This window comes from Nocardia canadensis (assembly GCF_032656385.1).
GTDB classification, from domain to species: domain Bacteria; phylum Actinomycetota; class Actinomycetes; order Mycobacteriales; family Mycobacteriaceae; genus Nocardia; species Nocardia canadensis.
The window spans coordinates 1,936,494-1,951,728 of sequence record NZ_JAVCWB010000008.1; the positions used below are offsets into that span (position 1 = coordinate 1,936,494).

15 protein-coding genes are annotated in these 15,235 nt (G+C 70.0%); 3 read left to right on the forward strand and 12 right to left on the reverse strand.

What is annotated here, in order from left to right:
- Positions 1 to 11: 11 nt before the first annotated feature.
- The gene (locus tag Q7X29_RS22850; RefSeq protein ID WP_316575315.1) at positions 12 to 659 is read right to left on the reverse strand and encodes a DedA family protein; all 648 of its coding nucleotides are present in this window, start codon (positions 657 to 659) and stop codon (positions 12 to 14) included.
- A gap of 155 nt (positions 660 to 814) precedes the next feature.
- Here Q7X29_RS22850 and Q7X29_RS22855 point away from each other — a divergent pair, with 155 nt between their 5' ends.
- Positions 815 to 1,909, forward strand: a complete 1,095-nt coding sequence (locus tag Q7X29_RS22855; protein WP_218721679.1) for a serine hydrolase domain-containing protein — start codon at positions 815 to 817, stop codon at positions 1,907 to 1,909.
- Positions 1,910 to 1,974: 65 nt separating this feature from the next.
- Here Q7X29_RS22855 and pyrF read toward each other — a convergent pair whose 3' ends face one another.
- The 7 genes from pyrF to pyrR are packed head-to-tail and all read right to left on the reverse strand — an operon-like array spanning position 1,975 to position 10,675.
- A complete protein-coding gene (gene pyrF / locus Q7X29_RS22860) occupies positions 1,975 to 2,799 on the reverse strand; it encodes an orotidine-5'-phosphate decarboxylase (RefSeq protein ID WP_316575316.1) in 825 nt (274 codons plus the stop codon).
- Position 2,800: 1 nt separating this feature from the next.
- Entirely contained in the window at positions 2,801 to 6,163 is a 3,363-nt protein-coding gene (gene carB / locus Q7X29_RS22865; protein ID WP_218721675.1) for a carbamoyl-phosphate synthase large subunit, read from the reverse strand.
- The gene (gene carA / locus Q7X29_RS22870; protein ID WP_218721673.1) at positions 6,163 to 7,278 is read right to left on the reverse strand and encodes a glutamine-hydrolyzing carbamoyl-phosphate synthase small subunit; all 1,116 of its coding nucleotides are present in this window, start codon (positions 7,276 to 7,278) and stop codon (positions 6,163 to 6,165) included. The genes carB and carA overlap by 1 nt, the downstream gene beginning before the upstream one ends.
- A complete protein-coding gene (locus tag Q7X29_RS22875) occupies positions 7,275 to 7,781 on the reverse strand; it encodes a PH-like domain-containing protein (protein ID WP_218721672.1) in 507 nt (168 codons plus the stop codon). The genes carA and Q7X29_RS22875 overlap by 4 nt, the downstream gene beginning before the upstream one ends.
- Before the next feature lie 13 nt (positions 7,782 to 7,794).
- The gene (locus Q7X29_RS22880; protein ID WP_218721670.1) at positions 7,795 to 9,093 is read right to left on the reverse strand and encodes a dihydroorotase; all 1,299 of its coding nucleotides are present in this window, start codon (positions 9,091 to 9,093) and stop codon (positions 7,795 to 7,797) included.
- Complete coding sequence (locus Q7X29_RS22885; protein ID WP_218721669.1) at positions 9,090 to 10,046, reverse strand: aspartate carbamoyltransferase catalytic subunit; 957 nt, start codon at positions 10,044 to 10,046, stop codon at positions 9,090 to 9,092. Before Q7X29_RS22885 ends, Q7X29_RS22880 begins: the two co-directional genes overlap by 4 nt.
- Complete coding sequence (gene pyrR / locus Q7X29_RS22890; RefSeq protein WP_255588659.1) at positions 10,043 to 10,675, reverse strand: bifunctional pyr operon transcriptional regulator/uracil phosphoribosyltransferase PyrR; 633 nt, start codon at positions 10,673 to 10,675, stop codon at positions 10,043 to 10,045. The genes Q7X29_RS22885 and pyrR overlap by 4 nt, the downstream gene beginning before the upstream one ends.
- Positions 10,676 to 11,321: 646 nt before the next feature.
- Between pyrR and Q7X29_RS22895 the strand changes: the two genes are divergently transcribed.
- Positions 11,322 to 11,609, forward strand: a complete 288-nt coding sequence (locus tag Q7X29_RS22895) for a hypothetical protein (protein WP_316575317.1) — start codon at positions 11,322 to 11,324, stop codon at positions 11,607 to 11,609.
- 46 nt (positions 11,610 to 11,655) lie between these two features.
- Here Q7X29_RS22895 and Q7X29_RS22900 read toward each other — a convergent pair whose 3' ends face one another.
- Together Q7X29_RS22900 and Q7X29_RS22905 are read right to left on the reverse strand one after the other, a co-directional pair.
- Positions 11,656 to 12,591, reverse strand: coding sequence for a MerR family transcriptional regulator (locus tag Q7X29_RS22900; RefSeq protein ID WP_316575318.1), 936 nt, complete (start codon positions 12,589 to 12,591; stop codon positions 11,656 to 11,658).
- Positions 12,592 to 12,596: 5 nt separating this feature from the next.
- Complete coding sequence (locus Q7X29_RS22905) at positions 12,597 to 13,391, reverse strand: helix-turn-helix domain-containing protein (protein ID WP_316575319.1); 795 nt, start codon at positions 13,389 to 13,391, stop codon at positions 12,597 to 12,599.
- A gap of 44 nt (positions 13,392 to 13,435) precedes the next feature.
- On the opposite strand from Q7X29_RS22905, the gene Q7X29_RS22910 reads away from it, so the two are divergent.
- Positions 13,436 to 13,819 carry a hypothetical protein gene (locus tag Q7X29_RS22910; RefSeq protein ID WP_316575320.1) on the forward strand — a complete coding sequence of 128 codons (384 nt, stop codon included), beginning with the start codon at positions 13,436 to 13,438 and terminating at the stop codon, positions 13,817 to 13,819.
- A gap of 80 nt (positions 13,820 to 13,899) precedes the next feature.
- On the opposite strand, the gene Q7X29_RS22915 is transcribed toward Q7X29_RS22910, so the two are convergent.
- Positions 13,900 to 14,688, reverse strand: a complete 789-nt coding sequence (locus Q7X29_RS22915; protein ID WP_316575321.1) for a MerR family transcriptional regulator — start codon at positions 14,686 to 14,688, stop codon at positions 13,900 to 13,902.
- Positions 14,689 to 14,717: 29 nt separating this feature from the next.
- Positions 14,718 to 15,224, reverse strand: coding sequence for a VOC family protein (locus Q7X29_RS22920; RefSeq protein ID WP_316575322.1), 507 nt, complete (start codon positions 15,222 to 15,224; stop codon positions 14,718 to 14,720).
- Positions 15,225 to 15,235: the final 11 nt, after the last annotated feature.

Consider the following 15,235-nt stretch of genomic DNA (forward strand, 5'->3'; position numbering starts at 1 on the left):
GGTAACCGTCGTCATCGGACGTCGATCCGGCCGCGTCGGTCACGAAGACGGCCGACCAGCAACCACGTCGTGGCCACGAGCACCGCGGCGATGACCAGTTTCTGCAGCACACCGGCGTAGGTCTGCACGACGTGCCAGTTCTCCCCGAGAAAGTACCCCGCGAACACGAAGACCGCGTTCCACAGCAGACTGCCCGCGGTGGTCAGCACGGTGAAGCGCCCCACCGGCATCCGTTCGACACCGGCCGGGATCGAGATCAGGCTGCGGAAAATCGGGATCATGCGGCCGAAGAACACCGCCTTGTCGCCGTGGCGGGCGAACCAGTCCTCGGTGCGGTCCAGGTCGGACAGGCGCAGCAGGGGCAGCCGGTCGACGATGCGGCGCAGCCGGTCGCGGCCCAGGGCGGCACCGAGGCCGTAGAGGGCCAGCGCGCCGAGGACCGAACCGAGCGTCGTCCACAGCAGCACCTCGGCGAGGCCGAACCGGCCGCGGCCGGCCGTGAACCCCGCCAGCGGCAGGATCACCTCGCTGGGCAGCGGGGGGAAGAGGTTCTCGAGTGCGATGGCGACGCCGGCGCCGAGTCCGCCGAGCTGTTCCATCAACTGGACCGCCCATCCCGCGATGCCGGTCAGTTCGGTCGAAGTGCCTGTCGTTTCCATGCTTTCGACGCTAGGAACGCGGCGCTCGGCGATCAGTAGCGCCAACCATCCGGTCGGCGGGGTGCGACCGCAGTCGAGGGGTGGGGTTTTCCGCACCCCGGTCGCGGGGCCTGCACCCTCGTTGGCGGCACGGAGCGCCCCTAGCGTCGAACCCTATGCGACAGAAACTGTTTCGTGCCTCTGCGGTCGTTCTGGGCACCGTGCTGACGGCCGTGCTGGTGGCCGCCACCGTCCTCGTGACGGCGCGTTGGCGGGTGGTCGGGGACACGGTCGAGGCCGCGGCGCGGTGGACCGATACCGACATCGTGCTTCGGATCTCCGAGGGGGAACGGCAACGGGAGTGGCAGTACGGCGGCACCGGGCAGTCCACGCCCGACCCACACAGCAGGTTCCGGATCGGCAGCATCACCAAGACCTTCGTCGCCACCGTGGTGCTGCAACTGGTCGACGAAGGCAAGGTCGACCTGGATGGTTCGATCGCGGCACAGCTACCCGACCCGATTCCCGACGGAAACCGGATCACGGTGCGGCAGTTGATGAATCACACCAGCGGGCTCTACGACTACATGAAGGAACCCGGCCTGTCGACGAACCGGTGGCGCGGCGACGATCGATTTCGCAGTCACGCGCCCCGCGATCTGCTCGCCACCGCGGTGCGCCACGACCCGTATTTCGCGCCGGGCGCCCGCTTCCGGTACTCGAACACCAACTACATCGCGCTCGGCCTGCTCATCGAGCACGTGACAGGCCACCGCTACGGCGACGAGATCCGCAACCGCGTTCTCACTCCCCTGCGGTTGACCGCCACCACCGTGCCCGGCGACGACCCCCGCCTCCCCGCACCCGCCCTCACCGCACATCGCGACATCGACGGCGCGGGCCGCGTGGACGTGACCGAGATGAACCCGTCGCTGGACTGGGCCGCAGGCGAAATGCTCTCCACCACAGCCGATCTCGATGCGTTCTACGCCGCGTTGCTGGGCGGGCGGCTGATCAGCCCCGCCTCGCTGGACCGGATGCGCGAGACCGTCCCGATGGGCATGGGTTTCCACTACGGTCTGGGCCTGCAGCGTTTCGCCCCACCGTGCGGTGACGAGCTGTGGGGGCACGGCGGTGAGCTGCTCGGATACGTCTCGTATGCGTTCCGGTCGACCGATGGCCGCTCGCTGACGATGGTCCTCGGCTCGGCGGCGTCGTCGGACGCGTTGTCGCTGTTCGCGACGGTCACCGCGACCTACTGCCTCGCCTGACCGCGGAACGCGATGGAAACGACGAGGCCGGGGCAGCATTTCGCCACCCCGGCCCCTCGTTGTCGTCAGGCCTGAAGGAAGGCGAACTCCTCCTGCAGCTGAGTCATCTTGTCGCACAGCTCCGTCACCGACGGGCCCGCGTTGAGAACTTCGCGCGACACATTGGGCACCACGGCCGTCAGGTTCGCCGCGGGGACCAGGGCGCGGATGGAGTCCGCTCCCCCGCCCTGCGCGCCGACCCCGGGCATCAGGATGGGGCCGTTGAGTGCCGACAGGTCCGGCGCCTCGGTGAGCGTCGCGCCGACGACCACGCCGACCGAGCCGAAGCCGTGGCCCGCGTTGCGGGCCGCCGCCTCGTCGACCATGGTCTGGGCGATCGTGCGGCCGTCCGCGGCGGTGATCCGCTGCAGTTGCGCGCCTTCGGGATTCGACGTCGCCGCGAGGACGAACACGCCGCGATGGTTGGCCTGCGCCAGACTCAGCGCCGGGTCCAGGGACCCGAACCCGAGATACGGCGAGACCGTCACGGCGTCGGAGCCCAGCGGGCCGTCACCGAGCCAGGCGTGCGCGTAGGCGTCCATGGTGGAACCGATGTCGCCGCGTTTGGCGTCGGCCAGCACCAGGGTGCCCGAGGCCCGCAGCACCTCGATGGTCCGCTCGAGCACCGCGAGACCGCCCGAGCCGTAGGTCTCGAAGAACGCGACCTGCGGCTTGACCAGGGCGACGCGGCCGTCGAAGGCCTCGACGCAGATCTCGGCGAACGCCTCGAGCCCGTCGACGTCCTCGGTGAGCCCCCACGCCCGGAGCAGGCCGGGGTGGGGGTCGATGCCGACGCACAGCGGGCCGAATTCCCGCATGGCGTGCTGCAACCGGTGACCGAAGCTGTGCATGTCAGCCCCGCAGCACCGAGTGCAGCTGCTGCAGCGAGCGCACGCCGATGCCGCCGTTGATGCTCGCCTCGATGCCCTGCACCGCCGCGGCCGCGCCCTGCACGGTGGTGATGCACGGGATGTTCGCGCCCACCGCGGCGGTGCGGATCTCGTAGCCGTCCACGCGGGGGCCCGAGTTGCCGTAGGGGGTGTTGAACACGATGTCGATCTCGCCGTCGCGGATCTGCTCGACGATCGAGGCCTCCGGCATGCCGGTCGCCGGGTCGGTGGCTTCCGGGTCGGAGTGCTTGCGCACCTGCTCGCACGGAATGCCGTTGCGGCGCAGGGTTTCCGCGGTGCCCTCGGTGGCGAGGATGCGGAAGCCCAGATCGTGCAGGCGCTTGATCGGGAACACCATGGCGCGCTTGTCGCGGTTGGCGACGGAGACGAACACGGTGCCCTCGGTCGGCAGCGAGCCGTAGGCGGCGGCCTGGCTCTTGGCGAAGGCGGTGCCGAAGTCGGCGTCGATGCCCATGACCTCGCCGGTGGACTTCATCTCCGGCGACAGCAGCGAGTCGACGCCGGAGCCGTCGGCGCGACGGAACCGATGGAAGGGCAGCACGGCTTCCTTCACCGCGACCGGCGCGTCCAGCGGCACGTGGCCGCCGTCGCCCTCGGGCGGCAGCATGCCTTCCTTGCGCAGCTCGGCGATGGTGGCGCCGAGCATGACACGCGCGCAGGCCTTCGCCAGCGGCACCGCGGTCGCCTTGGAGACGAACGGCACCGTGCGGCTCGCGCGCGGGTTGGCCTCGAGCACGTAGAGGATGTCGTCCTTGAGGGCGTACTGCACGTTGAGCAGGCCCTTCACGCCGATGCCCTTGGCCAGCGCGATGGTCGAGCGGCGCACGGCCTCGATGTCGCTGCGGCCCAGGGTGATCGGGGGCAGCGCGCAGGCGGAGTCACCGGAGTGGATACCGGCTTCCTCGATGTGCTCCATGACGCCGCCGAGGTAGACCTCCTCGCCGTCGCACAGGGCGTCGACGTCGATCTCGATGGCGTCTTCCAGGAAGCGGTCGACCAGCACCGGGTGCTCGGGGTTGAGCTCGGTCGCGCGGGAGATGTAGCCCTCGAGGGAGGTCTCGTCGTAGACGATCTCCATACCGCGACCGCCCAGCACGTAGGAGGGGCGCACCAGCACCGGGTAGCCGATCTCGGCGGCGATCTTCTTGGCCTGCTCGACCGTGGTGGCGGTGCCGTACTTGGGCGCGGGCAGCCCGGCGGCGACGAGCACGTCACCGAACTCGCCGCGGTCCTCGGCCAGGTCGATCGCGGCCGCGGAGGTGCCGACGACCGGCACGCCCGCGTCGGTCAGCCGCTGCGCCAGGCCCAGCGGGGTCTGTCCGCCGAGCTGCACGATCACACCGGCGACGGTGCCCGACTCGGTTTCGGCGTGGTACACCTCGAGGACGTCCTCGAAGGTGAGCGGCTCGAAGTAGAGGCGATCGGCGGTGTCGTAGTCGGTGGAGACGGTCTCGGGGTTGCAGTTGACCATGACGGTCTCGTAGCCCGCGGCCGAGAGGGTCTGCGCCGCGTGGACACACGAGTAGTCGAACTCGATGCCCTGGCCGATGCGGTTGGGGCCCGAGCCCAGGATGATCACCTTGTCGCGCTCACGCTGCGGCGCGACCTCGGACTCCGCGCCGGGATCCAGCTCGTAGGAGCTGTAGTGGTACGGGGTCTTGGCCTCGAACTCGGCGGCGCAGGTGTCGACGGTCTTGTAGACCGGCCGCACACCCAGGCGGTGGCGCAGCGAGCGCACGCCCGACTCGCCCGCGAGCTCGGGCCGCAGGGCGGCGAGCTGACGGTCCGACAGGCCGTAGTGCTTGGCGCGGCGCAGCAGGTCCTCGTCCAGGACCGGCGCGTCGAGCACTTCCTGGCGCAGCGCGACCAGGCCGGCGACCTCGGCGACGAACCACGGGTCGACACCGGAGGCCAGCGCGACTTCCTCGATGCTCGCGCCGAAGCGCAACGCCCGCTCGACCTGGTAGATGCGACCTTCGGTGGGCACGCGCAGGTCGGCGAGGATAGCCTCGATGGCGTCGCGCACCGACGCCGGATCGCTGGGATCCTGCGGGGCCCACTGTCCGTCGTCGAGGGTCCAGAAGCTGGCGGCCTTGGTCTCGAGCGAACGCAACACCTTGCCCAGCGCTTCGGAGAAGTTGCGGCCCATCGACATCGCCTCGCCCACCGACTTCATGGTGGTGGTCAGGGTGGCGTCGGCGCCGGGGAACTTCTCGAACGCGAACCGCGGCGCCTTGACGACGACGTAGTCCAGGGTCGGCTCGAAACAGGCCGGGGTCTCACCGGTGATGTCGTTGACGATCTCGTCGAGGGTGTAGCCGATGGCCAGCTTGGCGGCGATCTTGGCGATCGGGAAGCCGGTGGCCTTCGACGCCAGCGCCGAGGAGCGCGAGACGCGGGGGTTCATCTCGATGACGATCAGGCGACCGTCCTTCGGGTCGACCGCGAACTGGATGTTGCAGCCGCCGGTGTCGACGCCGACCTCGCGCAGGATCGCGATGCCCAGATCGCGCATCTTCTGGTACTCGCGGTCGGTGAGCGTCATGGCCGGGGCGACGGTGACCGAGTCACCGGTGTGCACGCCCATCGGGTCGACGTTCTCGATCGAGCAGACGATGACCACGTTGTCGCGGCCGTCGCGCATGAGCTCGAGCTCGAATTCCTTCCAGCCGAGGATGGACTCCTCGATCAGGACGTTCGCGGTCGGCGAGGCGGCGAGGCCGCCACCGGCGATACGGTCGAGGTCCTCGTCGTTGTAGGCCATGCCCGACCCGAGGCCGCCCATGGTGAACGAGGGGCGCACGACGACCGGGAAACCCAGGTCGGCGACGGTCTCGCGGACCTCGTCCATGGTGTAACAGACCCGGCTGCGGGCACTCTCGCCGCCGACCTTGGCGACGATGTCCTTGAACTTCTGCCGGTCCTCACCGCGCTGGATGGCGTCGAAGTCGGCGCCGATCAGCTCGACGTTGTACTTCTCCAGCACCCCGCGCTCGTGCAGCGCGACCGCGGTGTTGAGGGCGGTCTGGCCGCCCAGGGTGGCGAGAATGGCGTCGGGACGCTCCTTCTCGATGACCTTCTCGACGAATTCGGGGGTGATCGGCTCCACGTAGGTGGAGTCGGCGAACTCGGGGTCGGTCATGATGGTCGCCGGGTTGGAGTTCACCAGCGATACGCGCAGTCCCTCGGACCGCAGCACCCGGCACGCCTGGGTACCGGAGTAGTCGAATTCGCACGCCTGGCCGATCACGATCGGGCCAGAGCCGATCACCAGGATGTGCTTCAGATCCTCGCGGCGAGGCATCAGGCTCCTTCCATGAGACCGGCGAAACGGTCGAACAGGTATGCGGCGTCGTGCGGGCCTGCGGCGGCCTCGGGGTGGTACTGCACCGAGAAGGCGCGACCGTCGATCAGTCGCACACCCTCGACGGTGCCGTCGTTGGCGCAGATGTGGGAGACCTCGGCTTTGCCGAAGGGGGTGTCGAACACCTCGCCCTTCTCACCCTCGAGGGCGAAGCCGTGGTTCTGCGCGGTGATGGAGATGCGGCCGGTGCCCGCTTCGACCACCGGGATGTTGATGCCGCGGTGGCCGAACTTCATCTTGTAGGTCTGGCGGCCCAGGGCCCGACCCAGGATCTGGTTGCCGAAGCAGATGCCGAACAGCGGGATTCCGCGCTCGAGCACACCCTGGGTCAGCGCGATCGCGCCGGTCTGGGTGGCCGGGTCGCCGGGGCCGTTCGAGAGGAACACGCCGTTGGGGTTCAGCGCCAGGATGTCGTCGAGGGAGGTGTTCGACGGCACCACGTGGGTGCGCACGCCGCGCTCGGCGAACATGCGCGGGGTGTTGGTCTTGATGCCCAGGTCGACCGCGACCACGGTGAAGCGGTGGTCGCCCACCGGCTCGATCGTGTACATGCCGTCGGTGCTGACCTCTTCGGCCAGGTCGGCGCCGAGCATCGAGGGCTGACCGTTCACGCGAGCCAGCAGTTCCGCGTCGTCGGCGAGGGCGGCGCCGGAGAAGATGCCCGCCTTCATCGAGCCGCGGGTGCGCAGGTGACGCACGACCGCGCGGGTGTCGATGCCGGCGATGCCGACCACGTTCTGCTTGTCGAGCTGGTCCTGCAGGGTGCCGGTGGCGCGCCAGTTCGAGGAGATCGTCGAGGGGTCGCGCACGGCGTAGCCGGCGACCCAGATCTTGCCCGACTCGTCGTCCTCGTCGTTCCAACCGGTGTTGCCGATCTGCGGGGCGGTGGCCACCACGATCTGGCGGTCGTAGCTGGGATCGGTCAGGGTCTCCTGGTACCCGGTCATCGCGGTGCAGAACACCGCCTCGCCCAGGGTCTGGCCCTCGGCGCCGAAGGCGGTACCGCGGAACACGCGGCCGTCCTCCAGCACGAGGGCTGCCTTTGTCTTCGTCATTCGTCGTCTCCCGTCGTCGCCCTGGTCGCATCCGCGGTCCATGCCGGGTACACCGTCTTGTCGTCGCCCCGGAATCCGGTATCGATCTCGGTTCCGGTCGGCAGTGTCCAGCGAATTACCAGCACACCATTCTCTGTCATCACTTTGCCCGCGTGTCCGCGTTCGGTCCGCACGGCGACCACGGATTCCTGCGGAATCCAGATCACCGTCGCCCCGTCGCGTTCGAGCAGGATTCCGCGTTCGAACCGCGTCAGTTCGGCGGTCGCCCGGAATCCCAGGTCACCGACCGCGATCCGGTCCTGCCAGCTGGGCGCGATGGTGCTGCCCAGGTAGAGGCCGGTGGTCGGTTCCAGTAGTTGCGCGCCCAGCTCGGCGGGCACCGTCGGCAGCTCGCCGATGCGTGCCTGCTGCCGCGCGGCCTTCTTCTGCCAGGCTCGGTACATCAGCCACAGGCACAGGAGGAACAGGGCCAGACACCCCAGTACCCACAGAGTTCTTTCCACGTTCCTGGCCTCCCTAGATCCCGACCGCCTTGCCCTCGCGGGCAGTTACCCGGCCGCGCAGCACGGTGGCTGACACCTGAGCCGGGAACGTCATGTCCTCGAACGGGGTGTTGTTCGAGATGCTCGCCAGCTCGGCGCCGTGCACCGTCCACTCGGCGTCGGGATCGATCAGCGTGAGGTTGGCCGGTTCACCGACGGCGATCGGGCGGCCGTGGTCGTCGAGGCCGACGATCGCGGCGGGCTTCTCGCTCATCACCCGGGCGACGCCGCGCCAGTCGAGCAGACCCGGTCGCACCATCGTCTGCACGATGATGGACAGCGCGGTTTCCAGCCCGAGCATGCCGGGGCGGGCCGCCGCGAACTCGCAGCACTTGTCCTGCTCGGCGTGCGGGGCGTGGTCGGTGGCGACGCAGTCGATGACGCCCTCGGCCAGCGCCTGGCGCAGGGCGGTCACGTCGGCGGACTCGCGCAGCGGCGGGTTGACCTTGTTGACCGCGTCGTAGGTCTCCAGGCGCGAGTCGTCGAGCAGCAGGTGGTGCGGGGTGACCTCGGCGGTGATCGAGATGCCCTGGGACTTGGCCCATTTCACCAGCTCGACGGTGCCCGCCGTGGAGGCGTGGCAGATGTGCACGCGGGCGCCGGCGTCGCGGGCCAGCAGCGCGTCGCGCGCGACGATCGACTCCTCGGCGGCGCGCGGCCAGCCGGCCAGACCCAGGCGGGCGGCGTTGGGGCCCTCGTGCGCGACGGCGCCCTTGGTCAGGCGCGGCTCCTCGGCGTGCTGGGCGATGAGCACGCCGAGGGAGTTCGCGTACTCCAGCGCGCGACGCATGATCAGCGGGTCGTAGACGCAGTGACCGTCGTCGGAGAACATCCGCACCTGGCCGACACCCGCGGCCATGGTGCCCATTTCGGCGAGCTGCTTGCCCTCGAGCCCGACGGTGACCGCGCCGACCGGGAACACGTCGACCAGGCCGACCTCCTGGCCGCGTCGCCACACGTGATCGGTGATGACGTGCGAATCGGCGACCGGATTGGTGTTGGCCATCGCGAACACCGCCGTGTAGCCGCCGAGTGCGGCCGCGGCCGAACCGGTTTCGATGGTCTCGGTGTCTTCGCGGCCGGGCTCGCGCAGGTGGGTGTGCAGGTCGACGAAGCCGGGCAGCAGGATCTGGCCGCCGCCGTCGATCACCTCGGCCTCGGCCGACGCCGCGATGCCGCCGCCGATCTCGGCGATGACGGTGCCGCGCACCAGCACGTCGACCGGCTCGCCCTCACCGTAGGGCCGGACATTCTTGATCAGCAGTTCACTCACGCCGCCACCTCCTGGGTGCCGACGAGCAGCCGGAACAACACGGCCATTCGCATGTGCACTCCGTTCGTCACCTGTTGCAGGACCGCCGCTTTCGGCGAGTCGGCGACCGCCGAGGCGATCTCCATGCCGCGCAGCATCGGACCGGGGTGCAGCACCACCGCGTCGTCGCCGAGCAGGCCGAGCCTGCGCTCGGACAGTCCGTAGTTGATCGAGTACTCGCGGGCCGACGGGAAGAAGCCGCCGTTCATCCGCTCGGCCTGCACCCGCAGCATCATGACCGCGTCGGCGCCGGGCAGTTCGGCGTCGAGCGAGGTCGCGACCCGGCACGGCCAGGCCTCGACCCCGACCGGCAGCAGGGTGCGCGGGGCGACCAGCACGACCTCGGCACCGAGGGTGTTCAGCAGGATCACGTTGGAGCGGGCCACCCGGCTGTGCAGGATGTCACCGACCAGCACGATCCGCTTGCCCTCGATGTCGCCGAGGCGCTGGCGCAGGGTCAGCGCGTCGAGCAGCGCCTGGGTGGGGTGCTGGTGGGTGCCGTCGCCGGCGTTGATGATCGAGGGCGCGGCGCGGTTCTCCTCGCGCGCCCACTGCTCCATCCAGCGCGCGATCTGGTGCGCGGCGCCGGAGGCCGGGTGGCGCACGATCAGCGCGTCGGCGCCGGCCGCGTGCAGGGTCAGCGCGGTGTCGCGCAGCGATTCGCCCTTGGAGACCGAGGAACTCGACGCGCTCACGTTGATCACATCGGCGCTCATCCACTTGCCCGCGACCTCGAACGACACCCGGGTGCGGGTCGAGTTCTCGTAGAACACCGTCATCACCGTGCGGCCGCGCAGCGTCGGGAGCTTCTTCACCTCGCGGCCGAGCAGGGCCTGTTCGAAGCGCTCGGCTTCGTCGAGGAGTTCGGTGGCGGTGCCCCGATCGAGATCGGCGACCGTCAGCAGGTGCTTCACGCTTGCGCCTCCTGGTGCAGATACACACCGTCGTGTCCGTCGTGTTCGGTCAGCAGGACCGAGATGTCCTCGGCGCGCGAGGTCGGCACGTTCTTGCCCACGTAGTCGGCGCGGATCGGCAGTTCGCGATGGCCGCGGTCGATGAGCACGGCGAGCTGGACGGCGCGGGGGCGGCCGAGGTCACGCAGGCCGTCGAGGGCCGAGCGGACGGTGCGACCGGAGAACAGCACGTCGTCGACGAGGACCACCAGGGCGTTCTCGATGCCACCGTCGGGCACGGAGGTGCGCTCGAGCGGGCGGTGCGGACGGCTGCGCAGGTCGTCGCGGTAGAGGGTGATGTCGAGCGAGCCCAGCGCGGGCCGCACGCCGGAGAATTCCTCGATCTTGGCGGCGAGCCGGTTGGCCAGGGTGGTGCCGCGCGTCGGGATACCCATGAGAACCACCCGCGGTGCGTCGGCGTCGCCGGAATCCAGGGCGGTCTTCTCGATGATCTGATGGGCGATGCGCGCGACGGTCCGATTCACGTCCGAGGGCGACAACAGCTCGCGCCCGGCTGCCACCCACTCCGGAGTGTGCCGTTGCGATGTTTCGCCCGCGCCGGTTTTGGCCGCCCGTTCGGGCACAGCCATGCCGACCTCCTTCCCCGCCTCACCGGACGGTCCGTTAAAGGATGTCTAACTCGCGCTCCACCCTATCAGCGTCCTGACCGGCCTTTGACCAGGTAGGCCCGCCTGTGAGCGCGGCCACGAAGCCCCACGCGGCCCGGGGCGGTGCGTCGCCGATCACACACCGACAGAAAGCCCAGTGAGCGCTGGGGTTTCACGTCTCGGCAGCGCCGACCGGCCGAGACAGCACGTGACGGTATTCACGAGCCGTCCGCGCCCTGGTCGGTGGCGGGCCCGAACCACACCGACAGTCGTGCGCACAAGGCCGCGAGTCCGGCGTCGTCGAGACGTTCACGGATCGGGCCACGAGTCCACGTCGTGCCAGTCGAAGTGCGCGGGCATCGCCCGGGGCCGCGCGAACACGTGTGGGTGCTTGTCGGCCCCCGGGGCGCCGACTACACTGTGACGCGCGCCACAGCCGTTCGCGCGGGGTGGTGCTGACGCTCAGCGCACAGCGTGGCCCGATCGGAGCGCCGGGTCGCGGCGATCCTCTCCGACCCCGTTCGTCGACGAGCCGGGCCCGACAGTCGCTCCACTCCAGCTCGGCCGCCGTGGCGGCGAGCGATCCCGTGCGCACTTCCGCACGACCCTTCGGCAAGGAGATGACGTCATGGCTGTAGTCGTCGAACTCGATTTCACCGGCGCGACGCTCGATCAGTACGACCAGGTGCTCGACAAGATGGGCTTCGTGCACGGCGGGGCGGGCGGGCCAGGGATGGTCTTCCACGTGGCGCGCAAGACCGACGACGGATTCCATGTCACCGATGTGTGGGAGTCGGCGGGCCAGTTCCAGGAGTTCGCCGAGACCACCCTCCGGCCGCTGAGTCGGGAGGTCGGGATGAGCGCGGAACCCACCATCACGATCCACGAGGTCTACAACTATCTGACGCAGGGCTGAGCCTGCTCGCCGACCGTGGCGCGGGGTCACAGTCGGCGAGCGGCAATCAGGCGGTGGCCGCCCGCAGAGCCTGGGCGAACCAGGTGAACACCGGCGTCAGGTCCGGCTGTTCCGGCCAGCCGTTGACCACGGCCAGCAACCGCCAATAGCGGTGCACACGTGGATCGTTCGCGACCGCGAGGCGTTCGAGGATCCATCGGCGCAGCGCCGGGTCGTCGGGGCGCTCGAACGTGCTCGCGTAGCGGGCGGTGAGCGCGTCGAGCACCGGTCGCGCGGCCGGACTGTCGGCAGCCACACCCGCGTCGACGGCTGCTGCGACCTCGGTACGGACCGCTTCGGTGAGTTCGTGGTGCAGGCCGGTCGTGTCGCCCGCGGCACGTTCCCTGGCCTGGTAGGCCGCCATGCGCCGCACCGCGTCACGGAAGTCGGTGTCGCGCACCAGTTCCGCCAGTTCCATCCAGGCCGCGAGCTGATCGGGCGACGGATCGTCGGGTAGTTCGGGCACCGCGGCGCGGACCAGCTCGACCATGGCGGGGTTGGCGGCGTAGCGGCCGAAGGTGTCGTCGACGAAGTCCTCGATGAGGCGGTGTCGTTCGGCGGCGGACAGGGTGGCGAGTCGGTGCATGAGATCCATCTCCGGTGGGGTCGGTTCCCGGGCGGCCACCGCGCGCAACACCGCTCGACGGACCCGCAACGCCCGGATCTCGACGTCGAGCGCGTCGACGTGGGTCGCGGCGACCTCGGTCATCGAGGCCTCGCGGGCGAGCACCCGGCGCACCGTGGCGAGGTCGATGCCGAGAGCGCGCAGCGTGCGCACCAGTTCCAGGCGGGCGAGGGCGGCGGTGTCGTAGCGGCGGTGGCCCGCCGGATTGAGGGTGGTCGGCGCCACGATGCCGCGGTCGGCGTAGAAACGGATCGCCTTGACCGTCAAGCCGGTTCGGGCGGCCACGTCGCCGATCGTGAACAGGGTGTCGTCGTCCATGACGCTCAGCGTGCCGTCTCCCCTCGGGGGAGAAGCAAGCCCGGATCCTCGACGACGATCCGGACCCCGGACCCCAGCAGGTCGGCGGCGGTGAGCCCGAACAGGGCGTGGAAGGTGTCGCTGAAATGCGACGGGCTGGCGAATCCGGCGTCGGCCGCGGCGGTGGTGAGGTCGGCGCCCTCGGCTACCGCCCGGCCGACGGCGAGCATGCGCGCCCACACCCGGTACCGCCGGAAGCTGGTACCCGCCTGGGCGGAGAACAGGTGCAGCAGCCGCGATTTCGACAGATGCACCGCGGCGGCGAGCTGATCGGCGGAGAGATCCGCAGCTGGGTGCGCGCACAGGAGGGCGGTCGCGGCGGCGATCCGGGGATCGAGGTCAGGGCCTGCCGTTCCGGACACCAGGTCCAGGAGATCGTCAGGGGCGGTGTCACCCTCGGCGAGCCGGATCAGTGTCGACTCGTCGACGTGGGCGATGCCGAAACCACCGGTGTCCGCGCGCATCCGGCTCCGGCAGCCCGCGGCGCGCGGTGAGCCGGGATCGAGGTAGCAGAACAGCATTCGCCCGTCGGCGACGATCCGGTGCGGTGTGCGTGGCGGCACCAGAACGCTGCGCAACGTTCGGGTGCCGATCGCGTCGGCGTCGATCGTGAACGGCCCGTCGAGCCCGACCGCCAGGCAGCCCACCGACCCGCAGTGGCGGTCCAGCCGCAGCGACGGCCCCCGGTAGATCGCGTGCCCGGCCCACAGCCACACCGTCGGCGCAGGACGGCACGTTTCCGGAAGTGGTGCTGCGCCCATAACGCCATGCTTGCACGAACGGTGTCGGAGGAGAGGGTGGATATATGGTCGCGGAGGTCGTCGGCGCGGTGTTGCTGGTGGTCGTGGGGCTGGTGCATGTGCTGCCGGGTGTGGTCGCGATCGCGCCGGGGCGAGCAGCGACGGCCTACGGCACAGACGTGCCGAACCGGGATCTCGAGTTGTTGCTGCGGCATCGGGCCGTGCTGCTCGCGCTGGTCGGGATCGGGCTGATCGTCGGCGCGTTCGTGCCGTCGGCGCGGCCGGTGACCATCGCGGCCGGAATCCTCAGCACCGGTTCGTTTCTCGTGCTCACGATGGCGATCGGTCCCCGTGCCCTCGATACGCGGACGCTGCGGGTGGCACGGATCGACGTGGGTGCGCTCGCCACGCTGGTGCTCGCGGTGCCGCTGTTCGGGTTCGCCGAATGAGGTGCGTCGAGCGGATCCTGCCCGCCGCATCGTTCGGCTCGCCGCCGGATCATCACTGTGACAGCTCGTTCGGCGACGAACTAGTCCCAGGTAGCCGTCTCCGGATCGACGCCGTGCGCCCTGGCGTTGGCATCGATGACCGCGCTCAGCCAGCTGGTCAGGCCGGGCTCGATGGCGTCGTAGAAGGCCGTGTACTCCGGGTCGCCGACGTAGCGGCGACCGAGACACACGTGCATCGGGTGCGTGCAGTCGAAGTACACGGCGATCGACGCGCGATGCCGTTCGGCCAGCGAGTCGGCGCGGGCACTGCCCGGCGCGACGCCCGCGCGGAGGGCATCGGCCAAGTCGGCGTGCAGGGCGGCGGTGTCTTCGGCGATGCGCTGCCAGTCCTGCGCCGATCGGTCGACCGCGCGTTCGGCGTACTGGGTCCACTGCGGGGTGTCGCCCCATTTCTCGCGGGCCTGCGCGACCCAGGAAGGTTGCCAGTCGCCGCCGAAGATCGCGACCTGATCCTGAGGGCTGAGCCGGATGCCCGACTCCCTGGCCTCGATCATCCGGTCCATCGCCTCGGTCGTGCGCCGCAGCCGCCGCATCCTGGCGTGCAGGGCGTCGCGCTGCCTGCGCAGAGTGGCCAGGGCGTCGGCGGCTGGCGCGTCCAGGAGCGCGCCGATCTCGTCCAGGGGCACCCCCAGCTCGCGATAGACGACCACGCGCTGGGCACGGACCAGGTCGGCCGCCGTGTACAGGCGACAACCGGCGGACGTGCGGTCGGACGGGTGCACCAGCCCGACCGCGTCCCAATGGTGCAGCGTGCGCGTGGTGACGCCGAGCAGTTCCGCCGCGACGCCGACGGTGAGCGGTTCGGACACGGCCTCCAGTGTGCCGTGCCCGGCGCTCGTCATCGCTCAGGCGCCTCGATGCCGATCGACCGCAGGTGCGCGGCGGCCGGGCTGTCCGGGTCCCACCGCTGGGCCGCCGTCATGATGACGCGGAGGTTCTCCGGGGTACGGACCTCCACTTCGACGGAATTCCACGGCATGACCCGGGGCCCGGCCGTGCAGCCGGGCGTCACCGCCTCGCAGGCGGCGACGATGCCGTCGATCTCGGCGAGCACACAGGAGAAACTCACGGTCGTGGTCGGCGCGTCGGCCGGACGGTCCCCCGGGACCAGCAGCACGTCCTGAAATGCCCAGCGGCGCAGGTGGGTCAGCTGACCCGGCACCGTGAACAGGTCGAAGAAGCCGAGCCCACGGACCCAGAAATCGACCGACGCGGTGAGGTCCCCGGTCGGGACGGTGACGAACATCGGCATGCCGTAGATCCCGCGGAACGGTTCGGGCGCCACAGCATCCGGGCCGGGAACGGGGACGGGGCTGATCTCGAAAGCGGGAAACGATGTGTTCATACCCGCATCGT